Source organism: Cesiribacter andamanensis AMV16 (assembly GCF_000348925.1).
In the GTDB taxonomy this organism is placed as follows: Bacteria; Bacteroidota; Bacteroidia; order Cytophagales; family Cyclobacteriaceae; genus Cesiribacter; species Cesiribacter andamanensis.
Genome location: NZ_AODQ01000091.1, coordinates 1 through 18,632, shown reverse-complemented (window position 1 = coordinate 18,632; position 18,632 = coordinate 1). Strand labels below are relative to the sequence as shown.

General features: G+C 54.5%; 18 protein-coding genes. 5 read left to right on the top strand and 13 right to left on the bottom strand.

Annotated elements, in window-relative coordinates:
- From ADICEAN_RS15050 to ADICEAN_RS15010, 9 genes are all read right to left on the bottom strand, one after another.
- Nucleotides 1-611, bottom strand: a 611-nt coding sequence (locus ADICEAN_RS15050; RefSeq protein WP_040397443.1) for a carboxypeptidase-like regulatory domain-containing protein, incomplete at its 3' end; no start/stop codon positions are given.
- Between the two features lie 210 nt (nucleotides 612-821).
- Nucleotides 822-1,532 (bottom strand): fatty acid desaturase, encoded by a 711-nt coding sequence (locus ADICEAN_RS15045; RefSeq protein WP_009196488.1) that lies wholly within the window; start codon nucleotides 1,530-1,532, stop codon nucleotides 822-824.
- 43 nt (nucleotides 1,533-1,575) lie between these two features.
- Nucleotides 1,576-2,421, bottom strand: coding sequence for a 4-hydroxy-3-methylbut-2-enyl diphosphate reductase (locus tag ADICEAN_RS15040; RefSeq protein WP_009196487.1), 846 nt, complete (start codon nucleotides 2,419-2,421; stop codon nucleotides 1,576-1,578).
- 73 nt (nucleotides 2,422-2,494) lie between these two features.
- Entirely contained in the window at nucleotides 2,495-3,328 is an 834-nt protein-coding gene (locus ADICEAN_RS15035; protein ID WP_009196486.1) for a phytoene/squalene synthase family protein, read from the bottom strand.
- A gap of 33 nt (nucleotides 3,329-3,361) precedes the next feature.
- On the bottom strand, nucleotides 3,362-4,837 hold the full coding sequence (locus tag ADICEAN_RS15030) for a phytoene desaturase family protein (RefSeq protein ID WP_009196485.1): 1,476 nt from the start codon (nucleotides 4,835-4,837) through the stop codon (nucleotides 3,362-3,364).
- A 28-nt stretch (nucleotides 4,838-4,865) separates the two neighbouring features.
- Nucleotides 4,866-5,375, bottom strand: a complete 510-nt coding sequence (locus ADICEAN_RS15025) for an RNA polymerase sigma factor (RefSeq protein WP_009196484.1) — start codon at nucleotides 5,373-5,375, stop codon at nucleotides 4,866-4,868.
- A gap of 546 nt (nucleotides 5,376-5,921) precedes the next feature.
- The gene (locus ADICEAN_RS15020) at nucleotides 5,922-6,830 is read right to left on the bottom strand and encodes a MerR family transcriptional regulator (RefSeq protein ID WP_009196483.1); all 909 of its coding nucleotides are present in this window, start codon (nucleotides 6,828-6,830) and stop codon (nucleotides 5,922-5,924) included.
- Nucleotides 6,784-7,290: a sterol desaturase family protein gene (locus ADICEAN_RS15015; protein ID WP_009196482.1), complete on the bottom strand. Its 507-nt coding sequence runs from the start codon at nucleotides 7,288-7,290 to the stop codon at nucleotides 6,784-6,786. Before ADICEAN_RS15015 ends, ADICEAN_RS15020 begins: the two co-directional genes overlap by 47 nt.
- Before the next feature lie 69 nt (nucleotides 7,291-7,359).
- On the bottom strand, nucleotides 7,360-7,788 hold the full coding sequence (locus ADICEAN_RS15010; RefSeq protein ID WP_009196481.1) for a carotenoid biosynthesis protein: 429 nt from the start codon (nucleotides 7,786-7,788) through the stop codon (nucleotides 7,360-7,362).
- A 313-nt stretch (nucleotides 7,789-8,101) separates the two neighbouring features.
- On the opposite strand from ADICEAN_RS15010, the gene ADICEAN_RS15005 reads away from it, so the two are divergent.
- Nucleotides 8,102-8,404: a DUF4286 family protein gene (locus ADICEAN_RS15005; RefSeq protein WP_009196480.1), complete on the top strand. Its 303-nt coding sequence runs from the start codon at nucleotides 8,102-8,104 to the stop codon at nucleotides 8,402-8,404.
- A 204-nt stretch (nucleotides 8,405-8,608) separates the two neighbouring features.
- Here ADICEAN_RS15005 and ADICEAN_RS15000 read toward each other — a convergent pair whose 3' ends face one another.
- Complete coding sequence (locus tag ADICEAN_RS15000; RefSeq protein WP_009196479.1) at nucleotides 8,609-9,091, bottom strand: GNAT family N-acetyltransferase; 483 nt, start codon at nucleotides 9,089-9,091, stop codon at nucleotides 8,609-8,611.
- Nucleotides 9,092-9,252: 161 nt separating this feature from the next.
- On the opposite strand from ADICEAN_RS15000, the gene ADICEAN_RS14995 reads away from it, so the two are divergent.
- Together ADICEAN_RS14995 and ADICEAN_RS14990 are read left to right on the top strand one after the other, a co-directional pair.
- Nucleotides 9,253-9,885, top strand: coding sequence for a hypothetical protein (locus tag ADICEAN_RS14995; protein WP_009196478.1), 633 nt, complete (start codon nucleotides 9,253-9,255; stop codon nucleotides 9,883-9,885).
- A 39-nt stretch (nucleotides 9,886-9,924) separates the two neighbouring features.
- Nucleotides 9,925-10,515, top strand: coding sequence for a hypothetical protein (locus ADICEAN_RS14990; protein ID WP_009196477.1), 591 nt, complete (start codon nucleotides 9,925-9,927; stop codon nucleotides 10,513-10,515).
- A gap of 113 nt (nucleotides 10,516-10,628) precedes the next feature.
- Here ADICEAN_RS14990 and ADICEAN_RS14985 read toward each other — a convergent pair whose 3' ends face one another.
- The 3 genes from ADICEAN_RS14985 to ADICEAN_RS14975 all read right to left on the bottom strand — a co-directional run bounded on the left by ADICEAN_RS14985 (nucleotide 10,629) and on the right by ADICEAN_RS14975 (nucleotide 16,189).
- Nucleotides 10,629-12,014, bottom strand: coding sequence for a M16 family metallopeptidase (locus ADICEAN_RS14985; RefSeq protein WP_009196476.1), 1,386 nt, complete (start codon nucleotides 12,012-12,014; stop codon nucleotides 10,629-10,631).
- Nucleotides 12,015-12,025: 11 nt separating this feature from the next.
- On the bottom strand, nucleotides 12,026-13,432 hold the full coding sequence (locus tag ADICEAN_RS14980) for a M16 family metallopeptidase (RefSeq protein WP_009196475.1): 1,407 nt from the start codon (nucleotides 13,430-13,432) through the stop codon (nucleotides 12,026-12,028).
- A gap of 576 nt (nucleotides 13,433-14,008) precedes the next feature.
- Complete coding sequence (locus ADICEAN_RS14975) at nucleotides 14,009-16,189, bottom strand: prolyl oligopeptidase family serine peptidase (RefSeq protein WP_009196474.1); 2,181 nt, start codon at nucleotides 16,187-16,189, stop codon at nucleotides 14,009-14,011.
- A 104-nt stretch (nucleotides 16,190-16,293) separates the two neighbouring features.
- Here ADICEAN_RS14975 and ADICEAN_RS14970 point away from each other — a divergent pair, with 104 nt between their 5' ends.
- Both ADICEAN_RS14970 and hemB read left to right on the top strand, forming a co-directional pair.
- Nucleotides 16,294-17,532: an NADase-type glycan-binding domain-containing protein gene (locus ADICEAN_RS14970; protein WP_009196473.1), complete on the top strand. Its 1,239-nt coding sequence runs from the start codon at nucleotides 16,294-16,296 to the stop codon at nucleotides 17,530-17,532.
- A gap of 86 nt (nucleotides 17,533-17,618) precedes the next feature.
- Nucleotides 17,619-18,608, top strand: coding sequence for a porphobilinogen synthase (gene hemB, locus ADICEAN_RS14965; protein ID WP_009196472.1), 990 nt, complete (start codon nucleotides 17,619-17,621; stop codon nucleotides 18,606-18,608).
- Nucleotides 18,609-18,632 lie beyond the last annotated feature (24 nt).

Sequence of the window (18,632 nt, the reverse complement as noted above, 5' to 3'; positions counted from 1 at the left end):
TTGATCAGGCCTACCGGACCGCCACTGCTGCCCTGGGTCTGAAAGTGGTTGATGTTGGGCACCTCAATGCCATCCAAAAAGTATTTGTTCTCGCTGGGCGCTCCACCACGGATGATGATGTCGTTTCGAAACGATGGGGCCGTGGCAGCGCCGGGCAGGGAGCGAATTACCTTGCTAATGTCCCGGTTTCCGCCCGGGCTGCGGCGGATCTCATCGGGGCCAATGCTGCGCAGGGATACGGGGCTCTCATCGGTTTTGCTGAAGGGGGCTGCCACCACTTCTACCTCCTGCAGGCGTTCGGCTTCTTCGCTCAGGGATACAGTCAGCTCGGCGGGGCGGGCGTTGGTCACAGCCACTTCATACACCCGCTCTGTTTTATAGCCCAGGCTGCGTACCTCCAGGGTATAGAGGCCGGGTTGCAGCTCCTTTATCTCAAATCGGCCCGCATCGGAAGTGGTGGCGCCTGTACTGGTACCGCTGATCACTACCGTGGCAAAGGGGATGGGTTCGTTGGTGGCCCGGTTGGTAACCCGCCCCCGGATGATCCCCTGCTGTGCCAGCAGAGGCACTTGTACCAGCAGCACCAGAAGAAATGCCCAAAACAGCCTCATAATGTTTAATAAAATTTTATCAAATCTACACAAAAATACAGGTAATGATGGGCGGGTTTCAAACAATTTTTTTGATAGCAATGCTGGGCGTGTTGACTGAGGTGTATGAATGGGAAAAAGTATGGACAGATAGTTTACTTTGAACCCCGCTTATACAGGGGCGAAAGCTCAAAAAATCTATACATCTCTGAACCCGATTTGTTCGCAGGTTCAGGCTTTTTTCTTCCACAACTGCCACCAGGGGGTGCCGGGATAGTTGTGGTGCTCCCAGTGATACCCAAAAAAGTAACAGCTGATAAAGGCCCACAGGTGGTTTTTGGGCTGGCTGCCCGACTTGTGCCGGTTGTCAGGGGCATGCTCGCCCATGTGTGGCAGGTAGGTGCCGAAGTAAAACAGCTGACAGGTAGCCAGTATGCTGGGCACCATCCAGTACAGAATTACATTGGGCTGCGGGAAGACCAGAATCAGCAGGTTATAGGTGATGGCCATGGCCACTAGTTGCCAGATGGTGATGTAGTTGCCCAAAAAGCTCAGGTACCAGCGGAAAAAATTGCCGCTGGGGTGATAGTCAGGATCCTCTTCCGTAGCCACATGGCGGTGGTGCTGGTGGTGTCGCGGAAACAGGCGGGGGTACCAGTTGTAGGCAAACAGCAAAGCCGCCAGCCAGCCGATGGCCGTATTAAGCTTTTTGTGAGAAGATACTACCCCATGCATGGCATCGTGGGCGGTGATGAACAGGCCGGTGTAGAGGTGGGTTTGCACCAGCACCAGAAGCCAGGTGAGCGGGGAGGTCCAGGAAATGGTGTAGGCGGTCAGGAGCAGGTACAGACAGGCGCCCCAGGCCAGAATAATGCCAAGGGCAATGGTTACTCCCAGGTGTTTTTTCCAGAATGTGCTTGGTGCTGTTGCTGCTACTGCCATGGCGGTAGGGTAAAGATACGAAAAATGGCGGAGCGGCGGCGGCTCAATAGGTAAGCAGCTGCTCCCGCACTTCCTGCATCAGCCACATGGGGGTAGAGGTAGCGCCGCAAATGCCCACCCGTTCCCCTTCCGAAAACCAATCGGGCTGCAGCTCTTCTGGCCGGCTTATGAAGTAGGTATTGGGATTGCGATCCCGGCATACCCCATAGAGTACCTTGCCGTTTGAGGATTTGGTGCCGGATACAAACACAATCTTATCGTACTGGCCGGCAAAGTCCCGTAGTTCTTTATCGCGGTTGCTCACCTGCCGGCAAATGGTGTCGTTGGCATTTACCTGCACGCCGGCCTCCTGCAGCTGGTCTTTTATCTTATAAAAGGTATCGGTGCTTTTGGTGGTCTGGCTATAGAGGGTAATGGCGGGGGGCAGATCCTGCAGGGAAATTTCGTTCAGGTCCTGAAATACCACCGCCTGGTTGTTGGTCTGGCCCAGCAGGCCGATTACTTCGGCATGGCCATGCTTGCCATAGATGTAGATCTGTTCCCCTTTGTCAAAGGAATTCTTGATGCGGTTCTGCAGCTTAAGCACTACCGGGCAGGAGGCATCTACCAGGCGCAGGTTATTTTTGAGGGCCAGTTCGTAGGTAGAGGGGGGTTCGCCATGGGCGCGGATCAGTACCGTTTCGTTGTGCAGCGCCTCCAGCTGCTGGTGGTTAATGATGCGCAGCCCTTTTTCTTCCAGCCGTTTTACTTCCTCATCGTTGTGCACAATATCGCCCAGGCAGTACAGATAACCCTGTTCTTCCAGCATGTCCTCGGCCATTTCAATGGCGTATACCACGCCAAAGCAAAAGCCAGAGTTAGGGTCAATATCGACAATGAGCTTGTGCATAGAGTTCGCCTTAATTTCTAAAGCAAAGTAAGAAGTAAAAAGTTTCCCTTTCTTCTAAAACGTTTAATAAAATTTACAAAATATTAAACTGATACCGGAGCATGGTCTGGGCCAGCAGCAGGAGCTTGTTCTGATCGGGTATGCGCACCCGCTCTTTTAGGATGCGGGAAGGGGGGCAGCTGCAGATCTTGTAAAAGAGTTTTTTGTAGTAGAGATAGGCCAGGTACACCCCCATCTGGGCGCCTTTGGGCAGGCGCAGAATGCCGCTATAGGCATCGGCAAAATCCTGTTCAATGTCTTTCTCGATCTGCTTTTTGGCTGCCGTCGTAAATTCTGTAAAATCAACCCCCGGAAAATAGACCCTGCCCCGCTCTTCAAAGTCGCTGCGGATGTCCCGCAAAAAGTTAACTTTCTGAAAGGCAGCGCCTAAGCTCCTGGCCGGGGCCTTCAGCTGCTGGTACTGGTCCTCATCGCCTTCGCAAAAAACGCGCAGGCACATCAGGCCCACCACCTCGGCTGAGCCGTATATGTATTTCTCATAGCCCACCCTTTCATACTGGGTATGGTCCAGGTCCATTTCCATGCTATGCAAAAAGGCTTCAATCAGCTCCCACTCGATGCCGTATTCATGCACTACCTGCTGAAAGCTGTGTAAAACGGGGTTCAGGCTTATTTTTTCGTCCAGCGCCTGGCGGGTATCGTGCCGGAAGCGCTCCAGCAGCCGGGCCTTGTCATGGCTATGGAAGGTATCCACTATCTCATCGGCATAGCGCACATAGCCATAGATGGCATAAATGGGAAAGTGAAAGCGCTTGTGCAGCGTGCGGATGCCCAGCGTAAAGGAGGTGCTGTAGCGCTGGGTAATGAGCTTGCTGCACTCAAAAGTGGTTTTGCTGAATAAGTCCATAGCTGTGTAACGAAAATCATTAAAGATTAAACGTCAAGATGCAAAATCTTTTTCAATTTCGCTAGCAACTACCTGCCCCGAAATTAACGAAGGCGGTACACCGGGCCCTGGCACCGTCAATTGGCCGGTATAGTACAGGTTTTTGACCCGCTTACTTTTTAACCCGGGTTTGAGCAAAGCTGTTTGGCGCAGGGTGTTGGCCAGGCCATAGGCATTGCCCCGGAAAGCATTATAATCCTGCACAAAATCGGCGTGGGCATAGCTGCGCCTGTACACCACCGACTCCCGTACTGATTGGCCGCTCAGGTCTTCCAGCCGGTCCATAATGCGCTCATAGTAATGCTCCCGGATCTCGGGGGTATCTTCCAGACCCGGGGCCACGGGCACCAGCAGAAAAAGATTTTCGCTTCCCTGCGGCGCTACGGATGCATCGGTAAGGGAGGGCACACAGGCATAAAAGAGGGGGTCACTGGGCCAGGCGGGTTGCTCGTAGATTTCCCGGGCATGCCGGCCAAAGTCTTTATCAAAAAACAGATTGTGGTGCTGAAGATTTTTGAGGCGCTTGTTAACACCCATATAAAACAGGAGGCTGGAGGGGGCCATGGTGCGCTTTTTCCAGTAGGCAGGACCGTACGTGCGCCAGCGGGGCTCCAGCAGTTCCTGCTCCACGTGGTGGTAATCGGCACCTGCCACCACCACATCGGCGGCGAAATCGCCCCTGGCGGTGCTTAGCCTGGTGGCTACCCCTTTCTCTACCACAATCTCATGCACGGGGCAGTCGGTCAGGATCTCTACTCCCTGCTCCCGGGCCACTTTTTCCATCCCTTCCACAATTTTGTACATGCCCCCCATGGGGTACCAGGTGCCCAGGCCCATATCGGCCCAGTTCATCAGGCTGTAGAGGGCCGGGGTATTTTGCGGGGTTGCCCCCAGAAACAGTACCGGAAACTCAACAATCTGCAGCAGCTGCGGGTGGCTAAAGAACCTGCGGGCATGGCTGTGCAGAGAGTTGAATACATCCAGCCGCATGATATCCCGCAGCAACTGCAGGCTCATGAACTCCTGCAGGCTGCGGCCGGGCTTATAGACCAGCTGCTGCATGCCCACCTGGTATTTGTAGGCGGCCTGTTGCAAAAACTGCTCCAGCCCCCGGCCACTGCCAGGCTCCAGCTGGTTGAAGAGCGCATATAGCTCAGGCAGGCTGGCGGGCAGGTCTACGGCATCTTCCCTGCCAAAATAGACCCGGTAGGAGGGGTCCAGACGGTGTAGTTTGTAGAAGTCGGCAGGGTTGTGGCCAAACAGGCCAAAGTACTGCTCAAACACATCGGGCATCCAGTACCAGCTGGGGCCCATATCAAAAGTAAAACCCTCGGCAGAAAACGCACGTGCGCGCCCACCAAGGGTTTTGTTCTTTTCGATAAGTGTTACACGGTTTCCAGCTTTCGCCAGGCAGGAGGCTGCTGCCAGTCCGGCAAAGCCCCCTCCGATCACAAGAATGTTTTTTTTCATGAAGTGTCTCGGGCCGAAGGGCCTTGGGCTACTTCACCGCATAGTTGCGCAGCTTGCCTTTAAGCTCCTTGCGGGCAATGTGAATGCGGTTTTTTACCGTACCTATGGGAATGTTTAATTTATCGGCAATCTCGTGGTACTTAAAACCACGGAAGTGCATCATAAAGGGGGTTTTGTAGGCATCGTCCAGGTTTACAATGGCCTCGTTGATGTCCTTGAGGGCAAAGCTGGTATAGGCTAGGTTTTCGGTAACATTTTCGGTAGAGTTTATATAGTGCAGGTTATCGGTGGTGTCGATAAAGGTGTTCCTTCTTACCATGCGCTGGTAGTTGGTAATGAAGGTGTTTTTCATAATTGTATATAACCAAGCTTTTAAATTAGTACCATCCGCAAACTTGTCTCGATTCGTAAAAGCTTTCAGGATCGTCTCCTGCAATAGATCGTTGGCCTCCTCCATGTCTTTGGTCAGTTTAAGCGCAAAGGGCTTAAGGGATTTGGACATTTTGTTGAGGGAATAGCTGAACTCTAGTGCTGTCATGCAAAAAAATGTTTAAGTTGGCTTAAAAAGTTTCTAAACAAAATTAATCGCTGTGGCGAAAAAGTCAAGAAACTGTACAGGTTTTTTTCAGTAAAGTTAAAAAAACTTCGATCAGATCAGAGGAGTTCGGTTAGCACCTGCGTCAGATGGTGCCGGAGGGTAGAGGTAAAATCGTCTGTGAAAGATATACGCGCCCCCTGCCGCAGGGTTACGTTGTACTTATATGATATTTACTTTTTTTCCCCTTATTTTCAAACAATTTCCAAAAGTTGCTGCACGGCCTCTGTTCAGCGGGGCTCCCTGAGGGCGGGCAGCGCTAAATGCCTGAGTAAGAGAAAAAAAACCGGAGCACCGAAGGGGGTGCAATTTGCCCATGCAGGCCTCATCCGCCTCCCGGCTGGCGCCAGGCCAGAGCTGCACAAAAGAGCGATACTGCCTGCGCCGCAGGTGCGGGTACCAGACCATATCACAGGCATGGCTATTGCTACAATAAAATGAGCCCCCCGGAGGGGGCTCTTATACAATGGGGGGGTAATGTGTAGGGGCCTACTCCTGCAGTATGCTGCGCTCGCTTTGCAACTCCAGCATGGACAGAAACTCTTCCAGCCGGCGCAACAGCCTGGCGTTGGAGGGTAGCTTGATGTCGTTGTTCAGCAGCTGATAGCCGGATAGCAACAGCTGGGCTGTTTTAAAGGAATCGCCTAGGGCGTTTACATACTTCTGGGTCTTGCCTACCGACTTGTTGGTGGTAAGAATGGTCAGCACATAATCGGGCTGGTAGATGTTAAAGGTGCTTACCACATCAGCCAGGGGTACGTTCTGGCCCAGATAGATTACGCGGTTTTTGCGGCTCTTGATGGCATAGTAGCAGAAGAGCAGCGTTAGCTCATGCAGCTCGCCCTCGGGTAGGTAGAGCAGGTATTTCTTATGCTTTTCCTTGCTGGACACAAAGCTGCCATCAATGGCAACAATCAGCTTCTGGCGAATGAGGTTGCTGATAAAGTGTTCCTGGGCCGGAGTAACCGAGCCGGTTTGCCACAGCACCCCTATTTTGCGCAAAAAGGGAAATACCACCTGCATCATGGTCTGCTCAAAGCCCTGCTGCAGAATGTTGGTGGACATGATCTTCTCAAATCGCTCCTCATCCAGGTCAATCATGGCCAGGCTCAGGGCATGGATCTGCTCGGTGTGGTGGGTGCCCTGCTGATCGGTGATCTGCCGCACGGCTTCGCCGATCTGCCGGGCATCCATGCCGGCAATTTTGGAGATCTTAAAGCCATTATCGCGCAGCAGCGATACGTTGAGGATCAGTTTGAGATCATCATCGTTATAGAGGCGAATGTTGGTGTCCGTACGGTCGGGGTGCAGAAAATTGTAGCGCTGCTCCCAGATGCGCAGGGTATGGGCTTTAATGCCCGACAAATGTTCCAGATCTTTTATGGAATAATGGCTCACCTTTACCTCCCTTTCTTAGGTTGCTTTGTTTAAAGTAGTGTACAGGCACCCACAGCAGGCCAAAGGCCACACCCCCATCGCGTTCCCGGCTACGGTGATGATCCCGGTGGGCGGCTGCTAGTCCGCGTAAATACCTGTTCTTTATTGTGCCAAACGCTTTTATGCGCCGGTGTATAATCATATCATGTAGTATAAAGTAGAGCATCCCATAGACAGAGATGCCCAGGCCGGCACCTGTGGCATAAGGATTCTCCCTGTTTAAGCCCACGATCAACAACACGATGGCCGTACTGCCGAAAAAAAGCGAAAACAAATCGTTTAGTTCAAAGAAACCCTTGCCATGAACATGATGGGTACGATGAATTTTCCATAACGGCCCATGCATAATGTACTTATGGATACACCAGGAAATGGCCTCCATGCCTGCAAAAGCCCCTATTGCCATTAGCACTACCTTCATCGTTTCTTGCCTTTAGGTCTATCCACTAATAACGCAACTGGCGCTGGCTTGTTTAACAGAGGCTGCATTTTACGTAAACAGAAGCAAACTTGCAAAAAACAGGAGCTGCATTATATAGAGGGGCAGGGCCAGAAAATTGCCCCGCCGGATGGGTAAAACGTAGAAAAGTACCAGCAGCAGAAAAGCCGTTATGAACCAGGCGATAAAATTCTGCGCCGGAATGATATTCTCCTGCCAGTACCAAAAATCATAGCGGGCCGAAATAGGCTCAATAAAAAAATCGAGCCCCACCATGAGGGCGGCGGCCAGGGCGGCTTTTAAGGGGGTGGGCAGGGCCAGTCGCTGGCAGATGGTGCCGCAGCAGTAGACCAGCACCAGCCAGTTGAGGCCAATGAGCAGGGGTACCTCCAGTACTTTGGGTCCAAAGGCGCCGCCATACCAGTACTCGCCAAAAATAGCACCGGTGTGCACCCCCAGCACCTCTACCCCATACCCCACCGTAAAAGCGGCGGCGCAAAAAAAGGAGAAAAGCCCGGCTCCAATCCGTATGGAACCAGAAGAGCAGGCCCGAGGTAAGCAGCAGGTGAAAAGGAGTGAGCGCCTGAAAGAGGGCCTGGGTGGTGGGCAGTAGCAGGCCTATAAGGCCGGCCGTATAAGAAGCGGCCATCAGGGCAAAGGCCCCCTTTTTTTGGGAAAGCGGACGGTTCACTAAAGCGGTAGGTTGCATACAAGCTGAAAATTACGGGAAATTGATAGACAATCTGCCAGGCGTATACGATAATTACCCCTTGTTGACGTAATCCAATGCCCTATGATATTATATAATGTAACGGTAAGCATTGATCCGGGAATTGAAAAAGACTGGCTCCGCTGGATGCGGGAGATCCACATTCCCGATGTAATGGCTACCAGGTTGTTTGTTGACCACAAGATCTTTCGCCTGATCAACGAGGTAGAGGGCGGCCGCACCTATGCCATTCAGTACTTTGCCCTTGATATCAACGATATTGACGCCTACCTGCGCGATCATGCCCCCCGCCTGCGCCAGATGGTCACCGACCGCTACGGCGAAAAAGCCCTCTCCTTCCGCACGCTGATGGAGCAGGTGATTTAATAGGCCTCCCTATTAACCACCCCGCCCTCCGGGCACCGCAGCCCCGGACGTCCATCCTAAAACAGGAGGGGAATCAGGACTCCAGAGGGCTTTTTGCATTCAGCATACAGCTGCTGAACTCAAAATGGGGCAGAAACCCATAAAACCATCAGCTGCGGTAATTCCCCTCCTGTTTTAGGAGGGGCAGGGGTGGTAAGACTGTTCCTACCCCATCGCCTGCAGCTGCTCATAGGTGAGCCGGCCGTTGATCCACTCCCCATCCAGCTGGGCGCCCAGGCCTTTGTAGAATTCAATGGCGGGCTCATTCCAGTCAAGTACCTGCCAGCTCAGGCGGCGCACATCTTTCTCTTTGGCAATCTGGATCAGGCGGTCAAACAGCCGCCGCCCAATGCCAAAGCGGCGGTGGGGTTGGGTAATCACCAGGTCTTCCAGGTACATGCATTTGCCCTTCCAGGTGCTGTAGCTCCAGTAGTAGAGGGCCAGGCCCAGTATCCTTCCGTCTTGCTCAGCCACCAGAAAATCAAACACCTTCTGGGGACCGAAGCCGTCCTGCTCCATGCGCTCCACGGTATTGTCTACCTCCTGCGGGGCCCGTTCGTATTCGGCCAGTTCTTTGATAAGCGCCAGCACCTGGGGCAGGTCCTGGCGGGTGCCGGTGCGGATGGTGATGTTGGGGGTATGGGTCATAATAAGGGCTAAAATACAGGATATCTCCTTATAGTGAGCAAAGTACTGGCAGCCTTTGGGATAAAAAGGGCGTCAGCCATATTGTAACAATTGGTATTTTTCACTAATTACGTAGCGTATTTGGTATAAAATAACTCCCGAACCAACGCCAGCCTTCGCTCATGAATAAGCTCCTCTTCTTTTCCTGCTTCCTGTTTGTGGCCGCACATGGGCTCCAGGCTCAGAAAGCCGACTTCCGGCAGCTGCCCGATACCATCTGGGTGGCTGTTACAGCCAATGAGGCCTTTGTTGAGCCTGAGATGGCGCATAACTTTAAGCTGGCGGCGCAGGCTTCCTTTGTAAAGGCCAACCTTCAAAAAAAACAAGCACTGAAATTCATACTAACCCAGGATAGCCTGCAGGCCGACGTGCATTACCGGCTAATTGCCTATCGGCTGGTGAGCAGAACCGAGCAAAATACGGCCCTGGCACTCACCCTGCTGGGCGTAGCCACGCCCATTGCCCTTGCGGCGGCAGGGGTACCCTTTCCGGTAGGCTTTTATTCCACCCCGCAGAACCGCTACATGACCTCGGTCCATTACAGCCCCCAGATGGCCGGGCTGGGCTTTCAGGATGTGCCTGAGCTGGTGCTAAAAGTCAGTACGGGCTATGCTTCTTCCGATGCCAAAAACGAGCGAAAAATAGCAGCCGATTTTGGCCGCTGGATGGAGAACGTCAGCAAAAAGTGGAATAAGAATCACCTGCGAGCCGTCCGGCGGCATTCAGGCGGGCCTGTGTCAGCACTTGCGCCCTAATCCGAAAAGTTGCTTAGCCTATTTCCCCCTACCTGACCTATGAACCGGATCTTGCTTCTTTTTTGCCTGATGCTGCTGGCAGGCTGTGGTCTGGTGGAAGAGCTACCAGGGCCCGGTGCCTATTCGTTTCCCTGGCTCAGGCAGGGCAACCGGCTGTATTACGATTATTATACTGCCCAGGATACCATTAGGGACTTTCGCTATCTGGAGGTGGGAAAGAAACTGCTTGAAAAAACAGATTCGGGGAGTTTCCGGCATGTGTTCACTCTGTTGGGCCGGGAGTGGGAATTGGGCAAAGAAGGGCTCTATGGAACAGCCTGTACCAGCTGTGAGATCAGCATTGTTTCCTGCATGTCAAAATTCAACTTTCTTTATGCACCCATCAGGCCAGTCCTGCAGCAGGAGCTGCCAGCCTATAGTTGCGGCAAAAATCCGGATTACCAGAATCAGATAGTAGCCCTTTCAAGACAGCTACATGTGCCTATGGGTACCTACAGTACCTACGCCATGCTTCACCCTTCCGGAGATATCTCGTACTGGAGTCCGGAGCATGGGCTGATCCAATATGAAAAATACAACGCTGCAGGGGTCCTGCAGGCTACCCTGAAACTGAACAGGATTGAAAAATAGAAGGATAAGCGAAATGAGTATCCAGTCTAATCGAATGTATATATAATTTTAAAGAAAGAGCTGCTCCCTTTTGGAAGCAGCTCTTTTCATAGTGCGACGGAAAATTCTGCGGATTAGTTGACTTTCAGGCTCTGGTCACCCTTCATCTGTTTTTCGATCTCTTTTTTGTCACCCACTACCACCAGCGTCATTTTCTGCGTATCCAGGTATTTGGCCGTCATTTCCTTTACCTTTTCGGGGGTGATGGCATAGACGTTCTGCACATAATTGGTCAGGTAACTATCCGGCAGACCGTGCAGGTCCAGGAAGTTGAGCTGGCCGATGATGCCCTGCGGGGTGGAATTCTGCAGCACAAAAATGCCTGCCTGGTAGTTCTGGATACCTTCCAGCTCGGCAGCCGTAGGGGCCTCCTGCTGCAGGCGCTTCACTTCTTTGGTGATCTCCTGCAGCGAGGCCTGGGTATGCTCGGTGGTCACATCGGCCTGCTCGTACCAGACAGCTGCCCCCTTGCGCACATTTACGGTACTGAAGGGCGAGTAGGTGTATCCCTTGTCTTCACGGATGTTGGAGGTAATGCGGGAGCCGAAGGATCCGCCCAGCAGCGCATTGGTTACCTGCAGCGGCAGGTAATCGGGCTGGGAGGGGTCAATTACGGGCAGGCCCAGCATAAGGGTAGATTGCGGCGCATTGGGCCGGTCAATAACGGCTACCTCCTGGCTGGGCTGGGCAGTGGGGGTAGGATACTTGGGTTCCGGCCCCTGTAGCCAGCCGCTAAAGCTGGCCCGGATGGCTTCTTCTGCCTGAGCTTTATTGAATTTGCCGGCCACATAGAGCACACTGCGCCGGGCACCAAAGTTTGTTTCATAAAACTGCCGGGCCTTGGCAGCGGTAAAGCCCTCGATCATCTCCTGCGTGGGGAAGATGCGGCCGTAGGAATGCTCCGGGTACATCAGGGCAAAGAAACGGGAGCTGGCCTGCGACTGCGGCGTGTTGCTGCTAACGCTCAGCTGGCGCTTGAGGTCGTTCTTGAGGCGCTCGGCTTCTGATTCGGGAAAGGCCGGGTTCTGCACCACATCGGCAATGAGCTGGATGAGCTCGGGTACAAACTCGGAAAGCACATTGCCGGAAATGGTGGTGGTGTTGGGGTCTACGTTGATGTTAAGGTCCCCCCCCATGCGGGCCATGCGCAGCGAAAGGTCCTTTCCCTTGGTGGTGAGGGTTCCTTCCTTCATGAGGTTGCCCATAAAATCAGACAGCCACACCTCGTTTTCGGCTTCGTGGATGTTGCCGGTCTTTACCACCAGGCTTACCTGCGCCTTGGGCACGGCGCCATAGGGTACCAGCGTGTAGCCGAGGCCGTTGTCCAGGCTGCCTTCTTCTTTATTAGGCAACTTAAAGTCTTTGGGTTTACCCCCTTCTGGCGGGGTTTGCTTTTGGGCATAGGCCGGTGCCAGGCAGCACAGCAGCAGGCTAAGGGTATATAAGGTTAGTTTTTTCATGGTAAAAAGGCTTAGTTGGCGGGAGCTTTGGGATCGATAATCAGGATGGTGCGGTTGCGGGGCTGCAGGTATTCCCGGGCGGTCTTCTGGATCAGCTCAGGGGTTACTTTGCGGAATTCAGCCTCGATCTCGTTGATCTTTTCGGGCCGGTCGTCGAAGAGGGCAAAGCTGGCCAGCAGGTCGGCCCGGCCAAAGCCGTAAAAGCCGCCGATGTTATCGTAGAGGTCGGAGCGCATCTTGATCATGGCCAGCTCCAGCAATTCCTGGGGTACAGGCTCGTTCTGCAGGCGGGCAATGGTAGTGTCAATGGCCTCCAGCACGGTATCGGCCGAGGTTTCCTTGTCATAGAAGAGGTTGGCAATCCACTGCATGGGGCCGTTGTAGTTAAACATATTGCCCAGCAGGTTAATGCCGCCGCTTACCCCGCCGGTAAGGCCGCGGTCCTGTACCAGCTCCTGGTGCAGCCAGGAATCGTCGCCCTGCAGCAGGATCTGGTTGATGAGGCCCATGGCATAGTACTCGCCGGTGCCTCGCTCGGGCATGTGGTAGCCCACGGCAAGGGCCGGTTTGTTGGCCAGCTTGTCTTCTTTTACAAAGCGCTTTTCGGCGGTCTGGCGCGGCTCGCTGATATCGGGCTGCTCGGGTAGGGTGGCCGACCCAATGGGGCCAAAGTATTCCTGAATGTGTTTTTTGGCTTCGGCGGTTTCAAAATCGCCTACTACTACCACTACGGCATTGTTGGGCGAGTAGTAGGTGTCGAAGAACTGCTGCACATCTTCCAGGGTGGCAGCGTCCAGGTCTTCCAGATCGCCGTAGAAGTTGTGGGCATTGTACCAGTTCTCATTGGCATACTGGGGCATGTCCAGCCAGGGGAAACCGCCATAGGGCTGGTTGAGCACGTTTACCTTCACCTCGTTCTTTACTACTCCCTGCTGGTTGGTGAGGTTTTCCTGTGTAATGGCCAGGCCGCTCATGCGGTCGGCCTCGGCCCAGAGCATGGTTTGCAACTTGTGGGCCGGCACAATCTGAAAGTAGTTGGTAAAGTCAAAGCGGGTAGAGCCGTTGAGCACCCCGCCGTTTTTCTGCACCAGGTTCACAAACTCCATTTTGCCCAGGTTTTCGGAGCCCTGAAACATCATGTGCTCAAAGAGGTGAGCAAAGCCGGTGCGGTCCCGGGGCTCAATGCGAAAGCCAATGTTGTAGTACACGGCCACCACCACGGTAGGAGCGGTCCTGTCCTGTGAGAGTACTACTTTCAGGCCATTGTCGAGTTTGTAGTACTCCACCGGCACCTGAAATTCGGTGCCCGACAGGCTGCTGTCTTCAGCGCCGGCCGGTTCGGTGGTGCTACAGCCCGCCAGCAGGCTGCCGGCCGCCACAGCCCCCGATAGCAGTAAGGAAGAAATGGATCGGTTCATAAAGGGATGGATTAGGGGAAGTTAGGTTTTCTAGCCATAAGATGGGCATTCTCCTCCACAAAATCCAGCCGTTCAGATACGCAGGCTGCCGCTGGCGTAAAAGTGTAGCGCTTTTAAGGAGGCTGTTAGCGGCGAGGGGCGCCCGGCGAGGGGCGCCCGGCGAGGGGCATATGGATGTTTCAGATGAAAGGAAAGCTAAGTGGATAAGGAGGGTTTGCAGGAAGCTAGATTTGCAAGAGCTTTTACAACCAGCCTCCCCCTGCACCCCCTCCAAAGGGGGACAATCGTACCGTATCGAAGGGACAGCAGATTTAATAGAGGCTCTAAGCTCCCAAACCCATCCGTTTTCTGCAAAATTACTGACTGGTACGATGTCCCCCTTTGGAGGGGGTGCAGGGGGAGGCTGGTTGTGCCTCGCTGAGAAGTAGCATTTGTTTTATTCCTAATAGATCCCCTACCACCAGCTAGAATAACACCCACAAAAAAAGGCGCCGGAACTGCTTCCGGCGCCTTTAGAATCCTCATTCAGCAGGAAATCAGGAAAACGTATTTCCAATTCTCCGCCAGACCTGTCTTTTACTGAAGCTGTACATCCTTCTTTTTCAGCTGCTCAAAATCAGGGGTTACGCCCATGTTGTGCCAGGTAAAGGCATAGCGATCGGCCCACTCGGCAATTTGCATGGCGGTGGGCTTGCCGGCGCCGTGGCCTGCCTTGGTCTCAATGCGGATCAGGTAGGGGTTGCCGGGTGCTCCCCTTTCCTGCAGGGCACTGATGAACTTAAAGCTGTGCGCCGGCACCACGCGGTCGTCATGATCGGCGGTGGTTACCATGGTGGCGGGATATGTTACCCCCTCCTTGATGTTGTGCAGGGGCGAGTAGGCCAGCAGGTAGCGGAACATCTCTTGGCTCTCTTCAGAGCTGCCGTACTCCACCGCCCAGGCCCAGCCAATGGTGAACTTGTGGTAGCGGAGCATGTCCAGCACGCCTACGGCCGGCAGGGCTACCTGAAAGAGGTCGGGTCGTTGCGTCATGACAGCTCCTACCAACAGGCCGCCATTGGAGCCGCCATTGATGGCCAGCTTTTCCTTGCTGGTATAGCCTTCTTTGATCAGGTACTCGGCTGCCCCGATAAAGTCATCAAATACATTCTGCTTTTGGGTTTTCATACCCCCTTCGTGCCAGGCCTGGCCGTACTCGCCGCCACCGCGGATGCTGGGCTGGGCATAAATACCCCCCTGCTCCAGCCAGGCCATGCGGGCTATACTAAAACCAGGACGCATGCTGATATCGAAGCCGCCGTAGCTGTACAGGTAGGTGGGGTTGGAGCCATCCAGCTTCAAGCCCTTTTTGTGCACAATGAACATGGGCACTTTGGTGCCGTCCTTGCTGGTGTAAAATACCTGCTTGGTTTCATACTGAGTGAAGTCGAAGTCTATTTTGGGCGCTTCAAACAGGCTGCTCTGGCCCGTGCGGATATCGTATTTGTAAATAGTACCCGGGCTGGTAAAGGAGGTGAAGGTGTAGTAAAGCTCCTGATCTTCCTTTTTGCCGCCAAAGCCGCCAGCCGAGCCGATGCCCGGCAGCTCGATCTCGCGCTCCAGCTGGCCCTGGCGGTCATACTGGTACATGCGCGTGGTGGCATCTTGCATGTAGCTGGCAAAGAGTTTGCCGCCGGCAGTGCCTACCCCTTCCAGCAGACGGTCACTTTCGGGGATCACATCCACCCAGTGCTGAGGCTGGGGTTTGCTCAGGTCAACCCGCACCAGACGCTTGTTGGGGGCATTCAGGGTAGTGAGCAGCAGCAGGCTGTTGCCGTCGGTATCTACCACATTGTGGTCTTTCTTGAAATCTTCCACCACCGTAATAAAGGGGCTATTGGGCTTGCTCAGGTCCCGTACCAGCACATTGTTGCCGCTGGTGCCCTCGGAGCCGCCTATGATCAGAAAGCGCTCGTCTTCGGTGGTCTGGGCATAGAAGTTGCGCAGGGGGTGCTGCTTGTCTTCATACACCAGCTGGTCCTGGCTCTGGGGGGTGCCCAGTTTGTGGTAGTACACCTTGTGGTATTCGTTCTTGCCTTTAAGGGCATCGCCTTCTTTGGGGGCATCGTAGGCGCTGTAGTAGAAACCATCACCCGCCCAGCTCATGCCGCTGAACTTGGACCAGCGTACTTCATCCTGCAGCAGTTTTTTGGTAGCGGCCTCCATAATGCGGATGGTGCGCCAGTCGGAGCCTCCTTCAGAAATAGAGTAGGCTACATAGGTGCCGTCTTTGGAGAAGTTCAGGCCGCCCAGGGAGGTGGTACCGTCCTGGCTAAAGGTGTTGGGGTCCAGAAATACCTCGCCGGCCTGGCCGGGCTGGTCCATGCGGTAGAGCACGTACTGGTTTTGCAGGCCGTTGTTGCGGTATACATACCAGCTGTTGCCTTCCTTAAAGGGGGCGCCGGTTTTGGCATAGTTCCAGATCTGGGTAAGGCGCTCCTGAATCTGCTCCCGGTAGGGGATCTGCTCCAGGTAGCCCTGGGTTACTTCATTCTGGGCGGCTACCCATTGGCCGGTTTCCTGGGAGCGGTCATCTTCCAGCCAGCGGTAGGGGTCGGGTACCTGCTGCCCAAAATAGCTGTCAATGGTATCTACCTTGGCGGTAGTGGGGTAGGGGGGTACGGTAGCCCGGGCAGTCTCGGGCGATTCCTGCGGAGTGCTGGTGCAGGCGGCCATCAGGCCCAGCGCAGCTGCTCCGTATACAAGAGTACTTTTCATGGAGTCGTTAAAACGGGTTTTTCGCAACAAATTAACAAAGCCTTACACATCGGCAAAAGAAAGCGGGGAATAGATTATTCTTGTAGAGAACAAGATTTGCTGCCATGCGCGTTCCGCTCCTCTTATTTCTGCTTATTTCCAGCGTTTCCTGGGCCCAGCCCCTGCCGCTCTGGAAACCGGTGCTTGGCTATACCCCCGATCTGAGCCCTGCCGCCTACAAAGCCTTTGCCAGCTGGAAGCAACTGGCCACCAAAGCCCGCCTGAACCCCTCAGAAAGCCTGCAATTAGAGGAAATCAACGGAAAATATCACTTTCATCAATCCAAGGAAGATTTGGAAAGTATTGTGGGAGCCGGCTGTAGCTGGTATTGTGCCGGCGGTCCCTATGCCATCAGCGCTTCTTCTGAGCTGGGCCCCCGCGCCACCAATACCTACTATGCCAACAACGCCCATGACCTGAGCCTGCAGGGGGCCTGGGTAGAGGCCGCCCCCGGCCCTGGGGTTGGCGAGTGGATCGAGTACCGCTTTTCGCACGATAGCCCCCGCCTTACCGAAATCAAGATCTTCAATGGCTTCACCCGCAGCGAACGGGCCTGGCAGGAAAACGGCCGGGTAAAGCGGCTAAAGCTCTACGTAAATAATACGCCCACCGCCCTTCTGCAGCTGGAAGACAGCCGCGCCGAGCAGCGCTTTACGCTGCCCGACATCTGGGGGCATATGCCTGAAGGGGAAGAGATGGTGCTGCGCTTTGAGATTGCCGAGGTGTATCCCGGCAGCAAGACCGATGATACCGTTATTACCGAGATTTACTTTGATGGCACCGAGGTGCATTGTTTTGCCAGGGGATCGCTGGTAAGCATGGCCGATGGCAGCCAAAAACCCATTGAGCAGCTGGCCGCCGGCGATCAGGTGCTGGCCTATGGCAGCACGGCCGGAGAGGCCACGGCCGCTGCCGTAGAGGGGGTGGTAAGCGTAACCCACTGCAAGCTTATTCGCCTGACCTTTGAAGACGGCACCGAAATTACCGCCACCCCCGACCACCCCTTTGTGCTGGCGGGCGGCCGCTGGGCCTCCTATGATCCGGCCAAATCGCGCCGCTATACGGGCTATGAGAGCCTGTTCCGGCGCATTCAGCTGGGCGATCTGTTTCGCCTGGCCGATGCCAAAGATGTAGACCGGGTTTCCCGACTGTTAAAGATCGAAGAACTGCACCAGGCCCAGCCCACCTACACCATTACCCGCCTGTCGGGCAGTGCCCGGGCCTATGTGGTCAATGGCCTGCTGGTAGGCACCGAAGAGCTGCCCGGCGATGCCCCCACCGCCCGCAATGTGCTGACGGAATAGACATTTTAGCGACTAAGCAAGCGAACGCACTGCCCCGGCAGTGCGTTTCTTTTTGTACCTTTGTGGCGAATCTTATTTTTTACCCTATGCTACGACGCCCCCGCAGAAATAGAAAATCGGCCGCTATCAGGGCCATGCTGGAAGAAACCCAGGTACAGACCCGCCACCTCATCTACCCCCTCTTTATGATCGAGGGCCGCAACCAAAAGGTGGAGGTAGCCTCCATGCCGGGCCAGTACCGCTTCAGCACCGACCTGCTCCTGAAAGAAATAGAAGAGTGCCTGCGTTTGGGCATCACCACCTTTGACCTCTTTCCCGCCATTGCCGATGCCAAAAAAGATAAGGAGGCCAGCCTTAGCTACAACCCGGACAATTTTTACCTGCAGGCCATCCGCCAGCTAAAGCGGGAGCTGCCCGAGGCCTGCATCATGAGCGATGTGGCGCTGGACCCCTATAATTCCGACGGGCATGATGGCCTGGTGCGCGGCGGCAAGATCGTAAACGACGAGACCCTGGAGGTGCTGGGGAAAATGGCCGTAGCCCAGGCAGAAGCCGGGGTAGATATCCTGGGGCCCTCCGACATGATGGACGGCCGGGTGGAATATCTTCGGAATGCCCTGGATGAGGCCGGTTATACTGAGGTAAGCATCATGAGCTATACGGCCAAATACGCCAGCGCCTTCTACAGCCCCTTCCGGGATGCGCTGGATAGTGCCCCCCGCTCGGCTGAGGGCATTCCCGGCGATAAGAAAACCTATCAGATGAACCCCGCCAATCAGCGGGAGGCGCTCATTGAAGCCGATCTGGACGTAGCCGAAGGGGCTGATATGCTCATGGTAAAGCCTGCCCTCTTTTACCTGGATGTGATCAAGCTGCTTAAAGACCACTATGACCTGCCCATAGCTGCCTATAACGTAAGTGGCGAATATGCCATGGTAAAGGCCGCCGCCCGCCAGGGCTGGCTCAACGAAGAAGCAGTGATGAAAGAAAGTCTGCTGAGCATCAAGCGGGCCGGCGCCGACATCATCCTCACCTACTTTGCCAAAGAATTTGCCCGGCTGCAGGCCGGCCGCTAAGCGGCGCTGCTCCCGTTTAGATTG

Bases quoted from the DNA above. Each gene is read 5' to 3' on its own strand.
- ADICEAN_RS15045 (WP_009196488.1), bottom strand. From the start codon at position 1,532: ATGGCAGTAGCAGCAACAGCACCAAGCACATTCTGGAAAAAACACCTG.
- ADICEAN_RS15040 (WP_009196487.1), bottom strand. From the start codon at position 2,421: ATGCACAAGCTCATTGTCGATATTGACCCTAACTCTGGCTTTTGCTTT.
- ADICEAN_RS15035 (WP_009196486.1), bottom strand. From the start codon at position 3,328: ATGGACTTATTCAGCAAAACCACTTTTGAGTGCAGCAAGCTCATTACC.
- ADICEAN_RS15030 (WP_009196485.1), bottom strand. From the start codon at position 4,837: ATGAAAAAAAACATTCTTGTGATCGGAGGGGGCTTTGCCGGACTGGCA.
- ADICEAN_RS15025 (WP_009196484.1), bottom strand. From the start codon at position 5,375: ATGACAGCACTAGAGTTCAGCTATTCCCTCAACAAAATGTCCAAATCC.
- ADICEAN_RS15015 (WP_009196482.1), bottom strand. From the start codon at position 7,290: ATGAAGGTAGTGCTAATGGCAATAGGGGCTTTTGCAGGCATGGAGGCC.
- ADICEAN_RS15005 (WP_009196480.1), top strand. From the start codon at position 8,102: ATGATATTATATAATGTAACGGTAAGCATTGATCCGGGAATTGAAAAA.
- ADICEAN_RS15000 (WP_009196479.1), bottom strand. From the start codon at position 9,091: ATGACCCATACCCCCAACATCACCATCCGCACCGGCACCCGCCAGGAC.
- ADICEAN_RS14995 (WP_009196478.1), top strand. From the start codon at position 9,253: ATGAATAAGCTCCTCTTCTTTTCCTGCTTCCTGTTTGTGGCCGCACAT.
- ADICEAN_RS14990 (WP_009196477.1), top strand. From the start codon at position 9,925: ATGAACCGGATCTTGCTTCTTTTTTGCCTGATGCTGCTGGCAGGCTGT.
- ADICEAN_RS14985 (WP_009196476.1), bottom strand. From the start codon at position 12,014: ATGAAAAAACTAACCTTATATACCCTTAGCCTGCTGCTGTGCTGCCTG.
- ADICEAN_RS14980 (WP_009196475.1), bottom strand. From the start codon at position 13,432: ATGAACCGATCCATTTCTTCCTTACTGCTATCGGGGGCTGTGGCGGCC.
- ADICEAN_RS14975 (WP_009196474.1), bottom strand. From the start codon at position 16,189: ATGAAAAGTACTCTTGTATACGGAGCAGCTGCGCTGGGCCTGATGGCC.
- ADICEAN_RS14970 (WP_009196473.1), top strand. From the start codon at position 16,294: ATGCGCGTTCCGCTCCTCTTATTTCTGCTTATTTCCAGCGTTTCCTGG.
- hemB (WP_009196472.1), top strand. From the start codon at position 17,619: ATGCTACGACGCCCCCGCAGAAATAGAAAATCGGCCGCTATCAGGGCC.